General features: G+C 68.1%; 12 protein-coding genes. 8 read left to right on the top strand and 4 right to left on the bottom strand.

Annotated features, from left to right (window positions below):
- The first annotated feature begins 48 nt into the window (after window positions 1-48).
- Window positions 49-1,251, top strand: a complete 1,203-nt coding sequence (locus D7V88_RS01245) for a M24 family metallopeptidase (RefSeq protein ID WP_120538739.1) — start codon at window positions 49-51, stop codon at window positions 1,249-1,251.
- Between the two features lie 775 nt (window positions 1,252-2,026).
- On the opposite strand, the gene tnpC is transcribed toward D7V88_RS01245, so the two are convergent.
- On the bottom strand, window positions 2,027-2,881 hold the full coding sequence (tnpC, locus tag D7V88_RS01240) for an IS66 family transposase (RefSeq protein WP_120538738.1): 855 nt from the start codon (window positions 2,879-2,881) through the stop codon (window positions 2,027-2,029).
- Between the two features lie 152 nt (window positions 2,882-3,033).
- On the opposite strand from tnpC, the gene D7V88_RS01235 reads away from it, so the two are divergent.
- Window positions 3,034-3,909, top strand: a complete 876-nt coding sequence (locus D7V88_RS01235) for a trypsin-like serine protease (RefSeq protein ID WP_120538737.1) — start codon at window positions 3,034-3,036, stop codon at window positions 3,907-3,909.
- A gap of 24 nt (window positions 3,910-3,933) precedes the next feature.
- Here the strand turns inward: D7V88_RS01235 and D7V88_RS01230 are convergent, their stop codons facing one another.
- A complete protein-coding gene (locus D7V88_RS01230) occupies window positions 3,934-4,653 on the bottom strand; it encodes a toxin-antitoxin system YwqK family antitoxin (protein WP_147448559.1) in 720 nt (239 codons plus the stop codon).
- A gap of 396 nt (window positions 4,654-5,049) precedes the next feature.
- On the opposite strand from D7V88_RS01230, the gene D7V88_RS01225 reads away from it, so the two are divergent.
- Window positions 5,050-6,225, top strand: coding sequence for a trypsin-like serine protease (locus tag D7V88_RS01225; protein ID WP_120538735.1), 1,176 nt, complete (start codon window positions 5,050-5,052; stop codon window positions 6,223-6,225).
- Between the two features lie 91 nt (window positions 6,226-6,316).
- Here D7V88_RS01225 and D7V88_RS01220 read toward each other — a convergent pair whose 3' ends face one another.
- Window positions 6,317-6,934, bottom strand: a complete 618-nt coding sequence (locus D7V88_RS01220; protein WP_120538734.1) for a hypothetical protein — start codon at window positions 6,932-6,934, stop codon at window positions 6,317-6,319.
- Window positions 6,935-7,014: 80 nt separating this feature from the next.
- Here D7V88_RS01220 and D7V88_RS01215 point away from each other — a divergent pair, with 80 nt between their 5' ends.
- The 4 genes from D7V88_RS01215 to D7V88_RS44125 all read left to right on the top strand — a co-directional run bounded on the left by D7V88_RS01215 (window position 7,015) and on the right by D7V88_RS44125 (window position 11,421).
- Complete coding sequence (locus D7V88_RS01215; protein WP_120538733.1) at window positions 7,015-7,941, top strand: LysR family transcriptional regulator; 927 nt, start codon at window positions 7,015-7,017, stop codon at window positions 7,939-7,941.
- A 180-nt stretch (window positions 7,942-8,121) separates the two neighbouring features.
- Complete coding sequence (locus D7V88_RS01210) at window positions 8,122-9,432, top strand: cytochrome-c peroxidase (protein WP_120538732.1); 1,311 nt, start codon at window positions 8,122-8,124, stop codon at window positions 9,430-9,432.
- A gap of 12 nt (window positions 9,433-9,444) precedes the next feature.
- On the top strand, window positions 9,445-10,563 hold the full coding sequence (locus D7V88_RS01205) for a metallophosphoesterase family protein (RefSeq protein WP_120538731.1): 1,119 nt from the start codon (window positions 9,445-9,447) through the stop codon (window positions 10,561-10,563).
- Window positions 10,564-10,587: 24 nt separating this feature from the next.
- Window positions 10,588-11,421, top strand: coding sequence for a c-type cytochrome (locus tag D7V88_RS44125; protein WP_244237896.1), 834 nt, complete (start codon window positions 10,588-10,590; stop codon window positions 11,419-11,421).
- Between the two features lie 27 nt (window positions 11,422-11,448).
- Here the strand turns inward: D7V88_RS44125 and D7V88_RS01195 are convergent, their stop codons facing one another.
- Entirely contained in the window at window positions 11,449-11,676 is a 228-nt protein-coding gene (locus D7V88_RS01195) for a hypothetical protein (RefSeq protein WP_120538730.1), read from the bottom strand.
- Window positions 11,677-11,776: 100 nt separating this feature from the next.
- Here D7V88_RS01195 and D7V88_RS01190 point away from each other — a divergent pair, with 100 nt between their 5' ends.
- Window positions 11,777-14,179, top strand: coding sequence for a hypothetical protein (locus D7V88_RS01190; RefSeq protein ID WP_120538729.1), 2,403 nt, complete (start codon window positions 11,777-11,779; stop codon window positions 14,177-14,179).
- The last annotated feature ends 5 nt before the right edge of the window (window positions 14,180-14,184 follow it).

The raw sequence follows: 14,184 nt of genomic DNA, 5'->3' as shown, positions 1-14,184 counted from the left end.
CTATCGCGCCGCCCGGACCAGAGAACCACCTGAAATAGGAGGCAGAGGATGGTTGATATCAGTGAGCGCATCAATATGGCCATTTCCACGGTAGAGTTGGAGCGGCGCTGGGCGGCGGTGAGGGCCGCCATGGCCGAGCGAGACATTGATGTGCTGCTGATTCAGTCAAATAACGATTTCATGGGAGGGTATGTCAAGTACTTCACTGATGTGCCATCAACCAATGGCTATCCCGTGGCCGTCATCTTCCCCAGAGACGAGCCGATGACGGTGGTTGCGCAGGGCGCGCTCGGCCTGGATAGGGAATTGCCACCCGAGGGAGATGGCCTGCGCCGAGGCACCCGACGTTTTCTGGGCTCTCCCAGCTTCGCGTCCGCATTCTACACGTCTGAGTATGACGCAGTGCTCGCGGACAGGGCGCTCGCGCGCTTCGCCACGGGGACGGTGGGTCTGGTGGCAACGGCTGCTATCTCGTTCGCGCTGGTGGACTACCTCAAGCGAAACAGCCTCGCCAAAGCGAACTTCGTGGATGCCTCGGATCTGGTCGACACCATCAAGTCCGTCAAGAGTGAAGAGGAGCTGGCGCTCATTCGGGGCACCGCCGCGATGCAGGATGAGGTGATGGAGGTGGTGCTCAAGGCCATCCAGCCCGGCATGCGCGACATTGAGGTGGCTGCCATTGCCGAGCAGGTTGGTCATGCCATGGGGAGCGAGCAGGGCCTCTTCCTGTGCTCGTCGGCCCCGGTGGGTGTGTCGGCCATCTTCGCCAACCGCCACTTGCAGAAGCGGGTGATACAGGCGGGTGACCAGTTTACTCTCCTGGTGGAGAACAATGGTCCCGGCGGTCTGTACACTGAGTTGGGCCGCACCTGCGTGCTGGGCAATGCCTCTCTGGAGATGAAGGAAGAGTTCGCCTTCGCGCTGGAGGCGCAGCACTTCATGCGCAGCCGGCTCGTGCCTGGCACCTCGCCCCGTGAACTCTTCGAAGCCTACAATGCCTTCATGCGAAAGAATGGCAGACCTGAAGAGCGGAGGCTCCACAGCCACGGGCAGGGCTACGACATGGTGGAGCGGCCCCTCATTCGCGCGGATGAGCCGATGCTCCTGCGGAAGAACATGAACATCGTGATCCACCCCTCCTACGCCACCGCGCGCACCTATAGCTGGGTGTGCGATAACTTCCTCGTCAAGGAAGACGGGCCGGCTGAGAGACTGCACAAGTTCCCCCAGAAGATCTTCGAAATCGAATGATGTTCATGGAGACGACGGCCTCGTGCGCGTCTCGCTCACCTGCATTGACTCATGGCCCATCGCTCACCAGAGCTTTGTCCACTTCGTCCCGCTCCCCGGTGACGTCCCATATGCCGCAAACGACTCCTGGCGGAGTCGCTGCCGCCCTTGAGGGGGGGCGTGCCGAGCACCTGAAGTTGCTCGCCCTGTTTGCGGAGGCAACTCTACAAGGATAGGGGCAAGCACCTGCCTTTGTTTTCGCTCAGCCAGAATGCTTTCGCGTGCGTGGCGCGACGTCATCGGTGAGGCTCAGGAACGGATTGGCATTGCGAACGCGCGCGGGTTCAACGGCGGCATGGACGAAGGGGTCGCGAAGCCAAGAGCGGACGGAGTCGCTTTCCAGGTGAGGCTGTCACAGCATGCTGTGCGTCTACAGGTACAATGGCAGCGGCGGCGGAAGGATGCGCAGTCCAGGGGAAACGGCAAGCTTATGGGATACTCCTTTGACCGAGTGGAGATTAGGGCTCACTCAGGAATTACTTGTTCGATTTTTGCGCTCTGAGGCCGATTTCCCGAGGGTGAGGACGCCTCTCATTGCCAAGTAATTTCTGAGCGGGCCCTTAACGCGCGGGATTCCGCATGTTGCCCGGGTGTAATCGTTCACGAGCTCTGGCTCTCACGAGCGTGAACTGGATTTACGTGCCGGGCAGCAGCGAGGGCGCGGGAGTGCCGTGGAGATGGGCTTCGAGGGACGCTGTGAGGAAGTCGAGCACGTTGCGCTCCTGCTTCCTGAGGCTCATGACGGCCGTGAGGATGCGCTCGACGAAGCGGCTGCCGTCCTCGCTCTGGGGCCGAAGCCCGTCTTGCGCCAGATGACCGCGTGGCGCAGGTCCCTCTCGGCGAGGTTGTTGGTGGGCTCGACACCCTCGGTATAGACAAGCGTCCAGAGGGCGTCCTTGAGTTTGAGGATTTCGCTGGCGGTGCCGGCCACCTTCTTCGGGCACACCTCCGCGGCCTGCGCCAGGAGCCGCTCCACTTCGCGCATCAGCGGCTGCATCTTCCGCTGAAAGGTGGCGCGCGTGAGCAACCCATCCCGCGCCAGGTGCCACCATTCGAAGAGGACGAAGACTTCGGCCAGCAACAGCGCTCCCTGCCGCTTCGCCTCTCCTCCACGCTCGACGAAGCCCTCGAACTCACGCACCAGGGGCGTCCAGCATACCTGCCGTTGGAGGGCGTGCACCCACTGGTAGGCACACCACCTGTCGGAGATGAGCGTGCCCCGAAAGCCCCGGCCCAACATCGTCTGGGCGACGGCCTTGCCGCGATCCTTGGCGATGAGGAAGACGGCCACGGTCGCGGTGCTGGCCACCCACAGACAGGCGCGTGCATGCTTCTGCCACCAGCCGGTTTCATCCTGATGCACGGCGGGCTGTGTCTGGACGTATGCGCGCGCCTCACTGACGGGAGCCGCGAGGGCCTGGCTCACACACTGCTCGAGGTTGCTGACGCTGCCGACTGTCAGCTTTACGCCCAGCACGTCCTCCAGCAACTCCCGCACCAGGCGCCTGGACAGGCGGAAGCGTCCGGTGGCCAGGGCGAGGAAGCCCGTCAGGCGCGGGCCGAAGTTGCCCTGGGGTACGCCTTCCGGCAACGGTGCGCAGCGCTAGGCATTGCAGCCGGCGCGCCAACCCGCGTGCGGCTCGTACTGCTTCACCTCGGACACGATGCGCGGTGATTCCATTACCTGGTGGACCCGCGCGGGCGGCGCCTCTTTCAAGCCCAAGCAGCGGCCCGGCGCAGCCCGTGCAACGCTTCGGCGCGGGCAGCGCGCAGCTCAGCACGATGGCCTCCACGGGGCAGGTCGTGCAGGTGGCGGACGTCCTCCGATATCCCGGCTTCACCACCCCCAGCCAGGGCAAGGACGTGGCCCTCCTGCGCCTGGCCACCCCGCTGACACTCAATGGCAGCACGGTGGCTGCCATTCCCCTGGCCACGCCCGCGGACGAGACGGCGGGCTATCTCGCTCCGGGCCTCACCGCCACCGTGACGGGCTGGGGCCTGACGGCCTTGAGTGGTCCCTTCTCGCTGCCGGACACCCTGCGCAAGCTGGACCTGCCCATCGTCTCCAATGCTTCCGCCATCCCCGTGTTCGGGTTCATCACCGCGGATCAGCTCGCCACGGGGACCCCTGCCCTGGGGGGCCCGGATACCTGCCAGGGTGACAACGGCGGCCCGGTGGTCGTCAACGGTGCGTCCGGGAAGATTCTCGCGGGCGTGGTGAGCTGGGGCTCGAACAGTTGCGGGCGGCCCAACACCCCGCGCCTGCATGCCCGCATCCCGTCATTCCAGACATGGCTCACCGACGCCGCGAGCCGGACGCCCACCTCGCTCCTGTCTCAGCCGGGTCTGGCCGGCCTGACGGGCACGTGGACCCATTTCTCCGTCACCGTCCCGGCGGGAGCCGCGTCCCTCAACGTGGCGCTGGGCGACGGCACGGGCAACGGCGACCTCTACGTCCACACCGCGACGCCCACGACGGGCACATACACCTGCCGGTCGAACGGTGGCGGCAACGCGGAGTACTGCTCCATTCCCAGCCCGGCCGCCGGCACCTGGTACGTCTCCGTGCTGGGGACCGCCGACTACGCGGACGCGACGCTGCGCGCGACGGGCTATTAGCCATCCATCGGTACGCTCGACAGGTCAGCCCCGAAGCTCCTGGGCTTCAATCACGCCGGAGCGGAACACGCGCGTCCGCTCCCGAGGGCTCCCTGAATCAGAGCCGATCCAGGGGCCCTCCTCGAGCCCATCCTTGACCTCTCCCTCGCCCCAGAGCCGCTTCTCGGCGGAATCCTCGGTGTGGCTCGGGGGCAGGTGATACCGCCAGGTGCCCTGCCGCACCCCGTTCTCGAAGTGGCCAGAAGCCAGGGGCGCTCCGGTCGCGTAGAAGAAGCGGAAAGGCCCCTCGGGTTTGTTGTCCAGAAACGCTCCCTGCGACTTGGTGGTGCCGTTGGGCCACTTCGCGTCCTGCATCACCGTCGCGGGGTACAGGGGCACGTATTCGTCATACATGCGGAGTTCATGGGAGGGGTCGCTCGGCCGCTTCTTCTTCGCCGTGCCTCCCGCCGTCGGTGCCTTGCTGGCCAGGAGGTGCACCTCCTGGAACCGGGCGATGAGCCAGTCCTCGAAGGGGCCCTGGTCGTCGCCGGGAATCGCGAGACTGTCCTCGACGCCCCAGACGCGCTCGCCCTGCCCATCGTTCCTCAGGCTCCAGCCGCCCACGTCGGAGAAGTCGAAGCCCGCGAAGAATGCGCCATTGGCGCGACGCACGGCCGTCTGGAGGAGCGCCTTGTAGAGGTGCCAGTCGAAACCGGGCTCCGCGAGCCCGATGGCTGGCTGCACGTGCAGGGGTACGAGTGTCATGCGGAGCTTCGGAGCCAGGAGCGACGGATACCCGCAGCGTGCGGCGAATGCGCGCAGTGAGGAGGGCACCAGGTGCGCCCAGAGCGGGTGCGGTGCCTCAGGGGTCGGTGTGCCTCTGATGAGCCAGTGGCCCTTGCCGTTCGCCTCCAGAAAGGAGGCCAGCGCTTCGAACGCGTCCGCGGCTCGCGATTCCGTCATCCCCGGAAGCGTAGGTCCCGAGTGGGCGCGGCGCCAGCGTCGAGGCGCCGCTCACCGTCGTCGCGGACGCGTCAGGCGCGGGCCCTGACGTGTCACGGACACTGGCGGCGGGCTCGCGTCTCACGCCGTGGCAGGGGCTGCCCACGGGCATGCCGCCTGCAGTGACCGCCACGAACCTCTCAACTGGAGTGTTTCCCCGTGGCCTCCTTCCCGTCGAAGTCCGCAGTGTCTCCCAGGGTGTCTTCGCGCCGCTTCCACGACGTCTGGGCCCTGGGCGCGGTGCTGGGGGCGACATGGCTGGGTGGGTGTGGTGGTCCGGAAGGCCTGCCCGTGGACGCGGCGGGAGTGGGGGAGACAGCGCAAGAGATTGTCGGTGGCACCAACGCGGCCATCACGGACTTCCCGTGGCAGGCCTCCCTGCGGAACGCGGACGGCTCTCACTTCTGTGGCGGGGCCATCCTGGGCCCCTGGTACGTCCTCACCGCGCAGCACTGCGTTGTCGGCAAGAACCCCGGGACCATGAGCCTCGGCGCGGGCAGCACGACGCGCAGCACGATGGCGTCCACGGGACAGGTCGTGCAGGTGGCCGACTTCCTGCTGTACCCGGGTTACAACTCCAGCACGATAGACAAGGACGTGGCGCTCCTCCGGCTCGCCTCTCCGCTGACCCTGAACACCGCCACGGTGAAGGGCATCACGATGGCCACGGCGGCGGATGTCGCGGCCGGCCGCACCAACGTGGGCGTCATCGCCACCGCGACGGGTTGGGGCATCACGGTCCAGGGGGGCACCCCTCCCGATGGTCTGCGCAAGGTGGAGATGGCCATTGTCTCGGAAGGCCCTTCCGGGTTCGAGCCGCTCACCGAGTACCAGCTCGCGACGGGCGGCGTGGCGAACGAGGGGGCCTGCCATGGTGACAGCGGCGGTCCCGTGGTCGTCAACGGCGCGTCCGGGAGGATTCTCGCGGGACTCTCGAGCTGGGGCTCGGCGAGCTGTGCCCGGGCCGGCTTCCCCAGCGTCTCCGCCCGCGTCTCGGCCATCGAGCCGTGGGTGACGAACATCCGCAACCGTCCCGTCAATCATCGCCTGGCCGAAGTCCTGTCAGTCCCCGCGGGGACCGGGTGGGCCCACTACGCCATCACCGTCGCGGCGGGCACCCCGTCCCTCAACGCGCAGTTGGTGGGAGGGACGGGCGAAGCGGACCTCTACGTCCACAGCGCCACGCCCACGACGAGCACGTACACCTGCCGCTCGAACCGGAGCGGCAATGCGGAGTACTGCGCCATTCCCAGCCCCGCCGCCGGCACCTGGTACGCTTCCGTGCGGAGCGTCTCGGGCGTCTCCAACACGGCGCTGCGCGTGACGACCTACTGAACCTCTGACGACGGCAACCCGGGTCACATCCAGAGAGACAGCCGAGCCGAGGGCGCCCTGAGGCCGGCAGGGATGGGTTCAGGCAGGACGGCTACTTCACGCGCTTGAGCGGCACCTGGAGCTCCGACGGCATGTGCGTGGCGTCGGCGTTGCAACCGCCGGTGGCCGGACGGGCTCCGAAGAACAGCTCATCCCCCGTGACCTTCACGACGTCCTGCTCCCAGGGGCAGGCGTTGAAGGAGAAGATGATGGAGCACCCATTGGTGCCCGTGACATCCTGCTCCTTGCCCACCGCCCACTTCTGCGTGCCACACGTCCCAGGGGGCGCGCTGTTGAGGTACTGCGCGAAGCCCTCCGCCAGCGGCGTGATCTTCAGCGTGGAGAAGAGGAAGTGGGCGGGGGACGCGCCCTGTGTCGCGCCCGCCTTGTCGATGGCCGGGGAGCGCACGGCATAGGGGCCGGTGATGACCACGCGGGACATCTTCTTTGACTCGTCGCACGTGCCGTCCGCGTAGAAGGTGATGACCGCCTTGGAGTCTGTCTTGGAATAGGTGAAGTCGCGCTTCACGTAATACTTCTGCTCCCCTCCGCCCGGGCGGACCTCGCACTGCGTGGACTTCCAGTGCCCCACGATGCTGGGCGGTTCGGCGGCGAGCGCCTGGGTGGCGAGGCACAGCGTGGCGACGACAGCGAGGGAGAAGTTCTTCATGACGGCTCCTGGTGTGGGTGACACGAGGAAAAGTAGCCCCAGGATGTGATTGAATGGACTGAAACGTCGTCACCTCCCAAATGAACAACCTTCACATCGATGTTCGCGACCTCAACCTCTTCGTCTTCCTGGACGCCGTCCTCACCGAGGGCAGCAACCGGGCCGCCGCGGTCCGGCTGGGGGTGAGCCAGTCGGCGGTGAGCCACGCGCTGGCCCGGCTGCGCCACCGGCTGGATGACCCGCTGGTCGTCCCCAGTGGCGGGCGCATGGTGCCCACGCCGCTGGCGGAGTCGCTGGCGCCCGTGTTGCGCGCGGCGCTGGAGCAGCTTCGCGGGGCGCTGCACGGCGCGCGCAAGTTCGACCCGGCCACCGCGCGGCGGACCTTCTGGCTGTCCTCGGCGGACCTCGCCGGCATGGTGGTGCTCCCACCGTTGATGCAGGAACTCACCCGCGTGGCCTCGGGCGTGTCCGTGCGCGTGCGCGGGCCCGGAGAGGGCATGGAGGACGCGCTCGAGCGGGGCAGCCTGGACCTGGCGCTCGGAATCTTCGCGAACATGCCCTCCGCCTTCCGCGTCCAGGCGCTCTTCCAGGAGCGCTTCGTCTGCCTCGCCCGGGAGGGCCACCCCGTCACGAAGGGACGGTTGACGCTCGAGCGCTATCTGGAGCACGGGCACATCAGCGTTGCGCCCCTGGGGGGGACGGGAAGTCTGGCGGATGAGGCCCTGGCCCGCCTGGGCAAGTCCCGTCAGGTCATGGTGGCGGTGCCGCACTTCTTCCTGGCCGTCTTCATGGTCGCCCGGACGGACCTGCTGCTGCTCGCCCCGGAGCGCATGGCGCTCCTGCTGCGGCCCGCGTTCCGGCTGAAGCTGCTGCGCCCTCCCGTGGAACTCGCGGGCTTCACCGTGAGCCAGCTCTGGCACGAGCGCATGCAACACGACCCGGCGCATGTCTGGCTGCGCAAGGCCATCGCGGACGCGAGCCAGCGTTCAACCTCCACGGAAAGATGAAGCCCGCGCGGGACCCACCTCGCACGGCGGGTATGGAGGTTCAAATCCAAGACACTTCACGCATCCCTCGGTCGGAGTGACATTGCCCGACTTGCCCGCCTTGCGTGAAATGAGAGCCATCCGGTCGCAGGTCGCGCGGATGTCCCGCGTGGGCTCCTGAAGGCTGGCGGGAGGGGTGTCATGCGGCTGCCTTCGGGCGTCGTCACGGTGCTCGCCGTGGTGCTGAACACCGGTGTGGGGCTCGCAGCGTCCCCGCCTTCGCAGGCCCCCTCCACGAGTCCTCCGCAGCTTCCACCGGGCGTCTCCGCGACGCTGTGGCGGCTGGCGGTGCCTCCGGGTTCGGAGCCCACGCCGGAGAAGGTGGCGCTGGGGGAGAAGCTCTTCCGGGAGAAGCGCCTGTCGGCGGACAACACCGTGGCATGCATGACGTGCCATGAGCCGGAGTTGGGTTTCACCGACGGCAAACCGCTGTCGGAGGGCATCCGCCAGCAGAAGGTGACGCGCAACAGCCCCACGGTGCTCAACGCGCTCTTCAACGCCACGCAGTTCTGGGATGGCCGCGCGGGCACGCTGGAGGACCAGGCGAAGCTGCCCATCCTCAACCCGCGTGAGATGGGCATGCCCGACGAGGCGTCCGTGGTGAAGAAGGTGCGGGCCATCCCAGAGTACGCCGCGGAGTTCCAGAAGGTCTTCGGCCGCGAGGTGAACTACGACGACCTGGCGGCGGCCATCGCCGCGTTCGAACGGATGCAGTTCTCCGGCAGCGCGCGCTTCGACACGTTCATCACCGGGGACTCCAAGGCGCTCACCGCGTCGGAGAAGAACGGCTGGGCGCTCTTCAACGGCAAGGCGCGCTGCAACTCCTGTCACGCGGGCAACGCCGTGTCGCCGCTGTTCAGCGACCAGAAATTCCACAACATCGGCGTGGCCGCGCACAAGCAGGACTTCATCACCCTGGCGCGCAAGGGCGTGCAGGTGGTGCGCACCGGGGACGAGAAGCAGATTGACGAGCTGGCGCTCCAGACGGAGTTCTCCGAGCTGGGCCGCTTCCTGGTGACGAAGCAGGAGAACGACGTGGGCTCGTTCAAGACGCCCACCCTGCGCAACGTGGGCATCACCGGGCCGTACATGCACGACGGGTCGCTCGCCACGCTGTGGGACGTGATGGACCACTACAACAAGGGCGGCGTGGCCAATCCCTTCCTGGATGGTGGGATGCAGCGGCTGGGCCTCACCGAGCCGGAGATCGACGACCTGGTGGCGTTCCTCTTCGCGCTCACGGACACGAAGTTCGACAAGCTCAACAAGGAGCAGCTCGCGAAGCAGCGCGCCCGGAAGAACACCCGGCCGGAGCGGGACACCGCCGTGGCCCTGGGCAAGAAGGGCAACCTGGGCGACCTGGCTCCGAACCCGGACCTGAACGTGAAGAACCCGGCGGACCTGGGCATCTACGGCGACGTCACCCCGGTGACGACCACCAAGCAGCGATAGCGGAGGCGCGCCATGGGCAACAAGTTCCAGAGCATCGAGTCCAAGCATTACGCCGAACGCGAGGCCTTCTTCGAGGGCCTGAAGCGGTTGGATCGCCGCGCCTTCCTTCGCGTCGCGGGCATCTCCGCCGGCATCGTCGCGGGCATGGGCAAGCTCACCCCGCAGAGCTTCCAACTGGTCAACGTGGCGGAGGCGCAGGGGGAGAAGCCGAAGTTCTCCTTCGCGTACATCTCCGACACGCACCTGTATGAGAACAAGCTCAACGACCGCTTCGTGCGCGCCATCCTCAAGGCCGTGGACGACGTCAACGCGTTGGACCCGCAGCCGGACTTCGTGCTGTTCGGCGGGGACCTGGCGCAGTTGGGACAGGCGGGGGAGCTCAAGCTGGGCGCTCAAATCCTCAAGAGCGTGAAGGCCCCCATCAAGATGATGGTGGGCGAACACGACTGGTTCCTGGACATGGGCGAGCTGTGGCGCGACCTGTTCGGCGCGCCCAACTACTCCTTCGACCACAAGGGCGTGCACTTCGTGGTGCTCAACTCCATCCATGAGAAGGATTTCTGGACGGAGCGCAAGCTCACCCCCATGGAGCGGATGAAGATCGTCGCCGGCCTGGACAATGGCATCCAGTCCCGCTTCGAGGTCGGTGGCGAGCAGCGCCAGTGGCTCCAGAACGACCTGGCCAAGGTGGCGAAGACGACGCCCCTCATCGTGTTCAGCCACTCGCCGCTCTACAAGTATTACAAGCCCTGGAACTTCTGGACCGACGACGCGGACGAGGTGCAGGCCATCCTCAAGCCGTACGACAAGGTCACCGTCATCCACGGCCACACGCACCAGTTGCTCAGCAACCGCATTGGCAACATCCAGTTCCACGGGATGCTGTCCACCGCGTGGCCGTGGCCGTACGCGCCGGAGGGCCTGCCCGCGCTCACGGTGCCCATGAACCGCGCGGATCCGTTCAGCCAGTTCGACGGCTGTGGGACGGGGCGCATGGACGTGCTGGAGTCGGGGCTCGTGGACAAGGTCTACAACCTCTGGCAGCGCGACCCCATCACCGTGCGCTCCGGCTATCTGGCCTCCAATGGCAGGCAGTCCTCGCCCCCCAAGCCCAAGCTGCCCACCTACTGAAAGCCCCGACGAGGACCCCCTCTCATGACCTTGCGAATGAAGCTGCTCGTGGTCCCGTGCGCGGCCCTGTCCTTCGCTGGCGGCGTGGCCCTGGCCACGTCCCCCGCCACGAAGCCTGCGCCTCCGGTGTCGGAGCCCCTGCCGAAGCACGCTGTGCCCGCGTCGAAGGACGGCAACCTGGTGCTGGGCCTGTGCGACGGTGAGACGTCGCTGGAGGTGGAGGGCGTGAAGGAAGGCCAGAAGCTCACGCGCGAGCAGGCGATGCGTGCCTCCGCGAAGCTGATGAGCGACTGGCGCCAGAAGAACCCGGACGCGCTCTGGGACGATGTTCCGGGGCCCGCGTTGGCGCAGGCCCCGCCCCCGGGGGCGAAGAAGTCGCCTTCGCCCGCGCCGCAGCCCAACCCGGGCGCGAAGCCCGCCGGGAACGACGTGCGCCAGGGCGGCGTGGGGGCGGAGTCCGGCGCGAAGGCGGTGCCCCAGCAGCAGAAGGCGAACGTGCAGACGGGCCACACCTACGGCGCCTACTCCGAGCGCGATGAGCAGATCTGGGCGGACTCCACGCAGGCCTTCGTGAAGGAAGGACACCGCGTGTTCCACGACGCGGAGGCCGTGGGCGGTACGGTGGGCGTGTCGTGTGACATGTGCCATCCGGACGCGGCCAACACCCACCCGGAGACCTATCCCAAGTACCAGGTGCAGTTGGGCCGCGTGGCGCTGCTGCGCGACATGATCAACTGGTGCATCGAGAACCCGGCGCGCGGCAAGCCGCTGGCGGATGGGGACCCGAGAATGCGCGCGATGGAGGCGTACATCTACGCGCAGCGCAAGGGCACGAAGCTGGAGTACGGCAAGCACTGAGGGCCGGCCCGTCGGCCCGGGTGATGGCTACGCCCGGCCGACGAGGAAGCGGATCATCAGCAGCGCAGCCATGACGTAGGCGTAGCCCAGCAGCACCCGGGCGGTGATGCGCATGGGGGACAGCTTGCGGGGAGTCACCGCCTCCTCCTGCGAGGGTGCACGGCGCATGTCGCGCATCTGAAGGAAGCGCCCCAGCCCGAGCGCCAGAATCACGGAGAGGAGCCAGAAGTCCATCGCGTCCATGGCGCGGAGCATCGGGCACCCGCCGGAGGCGATCCACCCTCCCGATGACGGATGGGATTCAGGGCCCGGGGGCTTGCCCCCACCCTCCGGGTGACGGGTTGAATGCGCCCCCATGTCCCTCGCCCTTCCCACGGATCCCAGCGGCCTGCTGGAGCGCGCTCCGCGTCTGGCCGAACTGCTTCCGGACGCCGCGCTGTCGGAGGCGCTCGCGACCGGTGACGCGTGGAAGGTGCATGCGCTGCTGGTGCGAAGGCTGGAGAAGGAGCGCCCGGGGCCCACGCGCGACCTGCTCGCCGCGCTGTTGGAGGACCGAAGGGCGTTCGTCACCTCGGCCCCGACTCCCCGGACGCCGTCCTTCCTGGGCACGGGCCTGCGGTGGAAGGGCCAGCCCTCGTCCACCTCGCCTGACGCCCCCTTCGTCGCCGAGCGCACCGTGACGGTGTTCGGGCTGCCGGTGTGGCCGCTCAATGACTACCTGGTGCGCACTGTCGCCTCGGCGCCGCTCCAGGTCATCGGGCAGGTGCCGCCCCCGGCACGGCGGGCATGGCGCCGCGCGGGCGTCGTGGGCTGTGTGGTGTTGGGGCTCGGCGTGGGCGTGGGGCTGGGGGCCATGCTGCTCACCCTGGGCCACAAGCATGCCGTGTCGGTGGTCAACGGCCTGTCGCGGACGGTGGAGGTGCGCATCGGCGCGCAGCACTGGGAGGTGGCGCCCGGAGCGCGGGTCGACGGCGTCGTGACGCTGGAGAAGGACGAAGCGCCGCACGGCAGGGCGAACTGGCCCGGTTCGGAGTGGCCCTTCGAGGACGTGGTGCTGCCCACGGACGGCGACCACATCGTCTACAACGTGCGCGGCGCGGCGACGCTGGAAGGCCACGCGCCCCCGGCGTCGCCCACGACGGGCCTGCTGGGCCGCCGGCCCCTGTCGGACACCGGCTCGCTGCTCTTCCCGGACGAGGCGCTCGTCGTCACGAAGGCGGACTGGGAATCCACCGTGCTCGCCCACATGGAGGCGGGCCGCTGGCAGGCCGCGGGGCAGGTGGCCTCCGCCGTCGCGGAGGTGGAGGCGGGCAACGTCCGCGCGCGTGAGCTGGCGGCCCGAAGCGTCCTGCTCGCGGATGCGCAGACCCACGACCACCGGCCCGGCGACCCGCGCGCGAAGAACACCGCGACCTTCGCCCGGATGCTGATGCACCAGTGGCAGAACGACCTGGGCGCCCAATCCCTGGCGCAGGACCTGATGGCTTCCGCGGGCCTGGGAAGGGAAGCCCTGGAGCGCTACTACGAGCACGAGAACGCGTTCCGGGACCAGCCGCTGCCCGCCCTCTACCTGCGACGGGCCCGCACGATGGACGTGCTGTCCTCCCTGGCCCTGCCTGAATACGAGGGCCTGGCGAAGCGCTTCCCGGACTCGCCTGACGTCGGCCGCGCCCTGCTGGAGACTCGCTGGCGCAAGGAGTTGGAGGATCCGCTGGCGTCGCGGGAGCAGACGGCGGGCCCCACCCGGGACTTCGTGCGGGAGACCTCCCGCCAGGTGGAGGTGTTCGCGGCGAAGCACCCGCCCGAAACCGTGGAGCAACTGGAGCTGTTCGTCCGCATCCACCTGCGCGCGTGGCGCAAGGACGCGGCGACGGCGCTGGTGCACCGCTTCGGGCAGGACCCCCGTCACCGGAGCTGGGAGTTCCTGGTGCTGGCCGGGCGGCTGGCGGAGGTCGTCGGGCCCGCGCACACGCCCTACGTGCTGCGCGACTGGATTCCCCCGGCGATGACGCGTCAGCCGGAGCGGATGCTGCTGTTGGACCTGCTCACCGGTCGGCGGATGTTCAAGGAGGAGGAGCGGCTGGCGCTGAAGTCCCCCATCGACCAGACGGTGCTGGGCCTCACGAGGGACCTCCTGGAGCAGCCCGCGCGCGCGATGGCGCAGGCCGCGAAGGAGCCCGACGCGGTGCTGGCCCGCATGGAGCCGGAGGTCGTCGCGCTGCTGGCCCTGGAGCTCACGCGCACGGGGGATGCGCGGGGCAAGCGCCTCTTCACCACGTCCCTGCCGCTGCTCTTCGCCCGCGACCCGCTGCTCAAGTACCTGCACTCCGGTGAGGTCACCCCGGCGTTCTCCCGCCTGTCACCCGACCTGCGCGCCGCCGCCGTGCTGGTCCGCGCCCGCCGCGAGGCGAAGGAGGGCTACACGGTGTTCACGGGTCGGCTGGACGGACTGGCGGGGCTGGATGCGCTCCAGGGCTTCGCCGTCCGCGCCGCGCCTGGCTGGATGAAGCTCGCCTTCGACACGTGCATGGACACCAAGGTGCCCCACAAGTCCCCCGACGGCGTCATGGTCATGCTGACGGGCGACCTCATCCGGCGTTGGAACCAGGAGGAGAACAATCGCGAGGGCCGCCGGCCCAACTGCGAGGCGCGGGTGGTGGAGCCCACCGGGCTGCCTCCGCCGAAGGGCGCCCCCGCCGCAGGCACCCCCGCCGCAGGCACCCCGGTGTCCGGAAACGCGAACGGCGCCGACCCCTGAAGAAG

The sequence above is a fragment of the Corallococcus terminator genome, assembly GCF_003611635.1.
GTDB classification, from domain to species: domain Bacteria; phylum Myxococcota; class Myxococcia; order Myxococcales; family Myxococcaceae; genus Corallococcus; species Corallococcus terminator.
Note: the sequence above shows the minus strand (reverse complement) of the source record. Positions and strands in the feature narration are given on the sequence as shown.

Bases quoted from the DNA above. Each gene is read 5' to 3' on its own strand.
- D7V88_RS01190 (WP_120538729.1), top strand. From the start codon at position 11,777: ATGTCCCTCGCCCTTCCCACGGATCCCAGCGGCCTGCTGGAGCGCGCT.
- D7V88_RS44125 (WP_244237896.1), top strand. From the start codon at position 10,588: ATGACCTTGCGAATGAAGCTGCTCGTGGTCCCGTGCGCGGCCCTGTCC.
- D7V88_RS01245 (WP_120538739.1), top strand. From the start codon at position 49: ATGGTTGATATCAGTGAGCGCATCAATATGGCCATTTCCACGGTAGAG.
- D7V88_RS01230 (WP_147448559.1), bottom strand. From the start codon at position 4,653: ATGACACTCGTACCCCTGCACGTGCAGCCAGCCATCGGGCTCGCGGAG.
- D7V88_RS01195 (WP_120538730.1), bottom strand. From the start codon at position 11,676: ATGCTCCGCGCCATGGACGCGATGGACTTCTGGCTCCTCTCCGTGATT.
- D7V88_RS01210 (WP_120538732.1), top strand. From the start codon at position 8,122: ATGCGGCTGCCTTCGGGCGTCGTCACGGTGCTCGCCGTGGTGCTGAAC.
- D7V88_RS01215 (WP_120538733.1), top strand. From the start codon at position 7,015: ATGAACAACCTTCACATCGATGTTCGCGACCTCAACCTCTTCGTCTTC.
- D7V88_RS01205 (WP_120538731.1), top strand. From the start codon at position 9,445: ATGGGCAACAAGTTCCAGAGCATCGAGTCCAAGCATTACGCCGAACGC.
- D7V88_RS01220 (WP_120538734.1), bottom strand. From the start codon at position 6,934: ATGAAGAACTTCTCCCTCGCTGTCGTCGCCACGCTGTGCCTCGCCACC.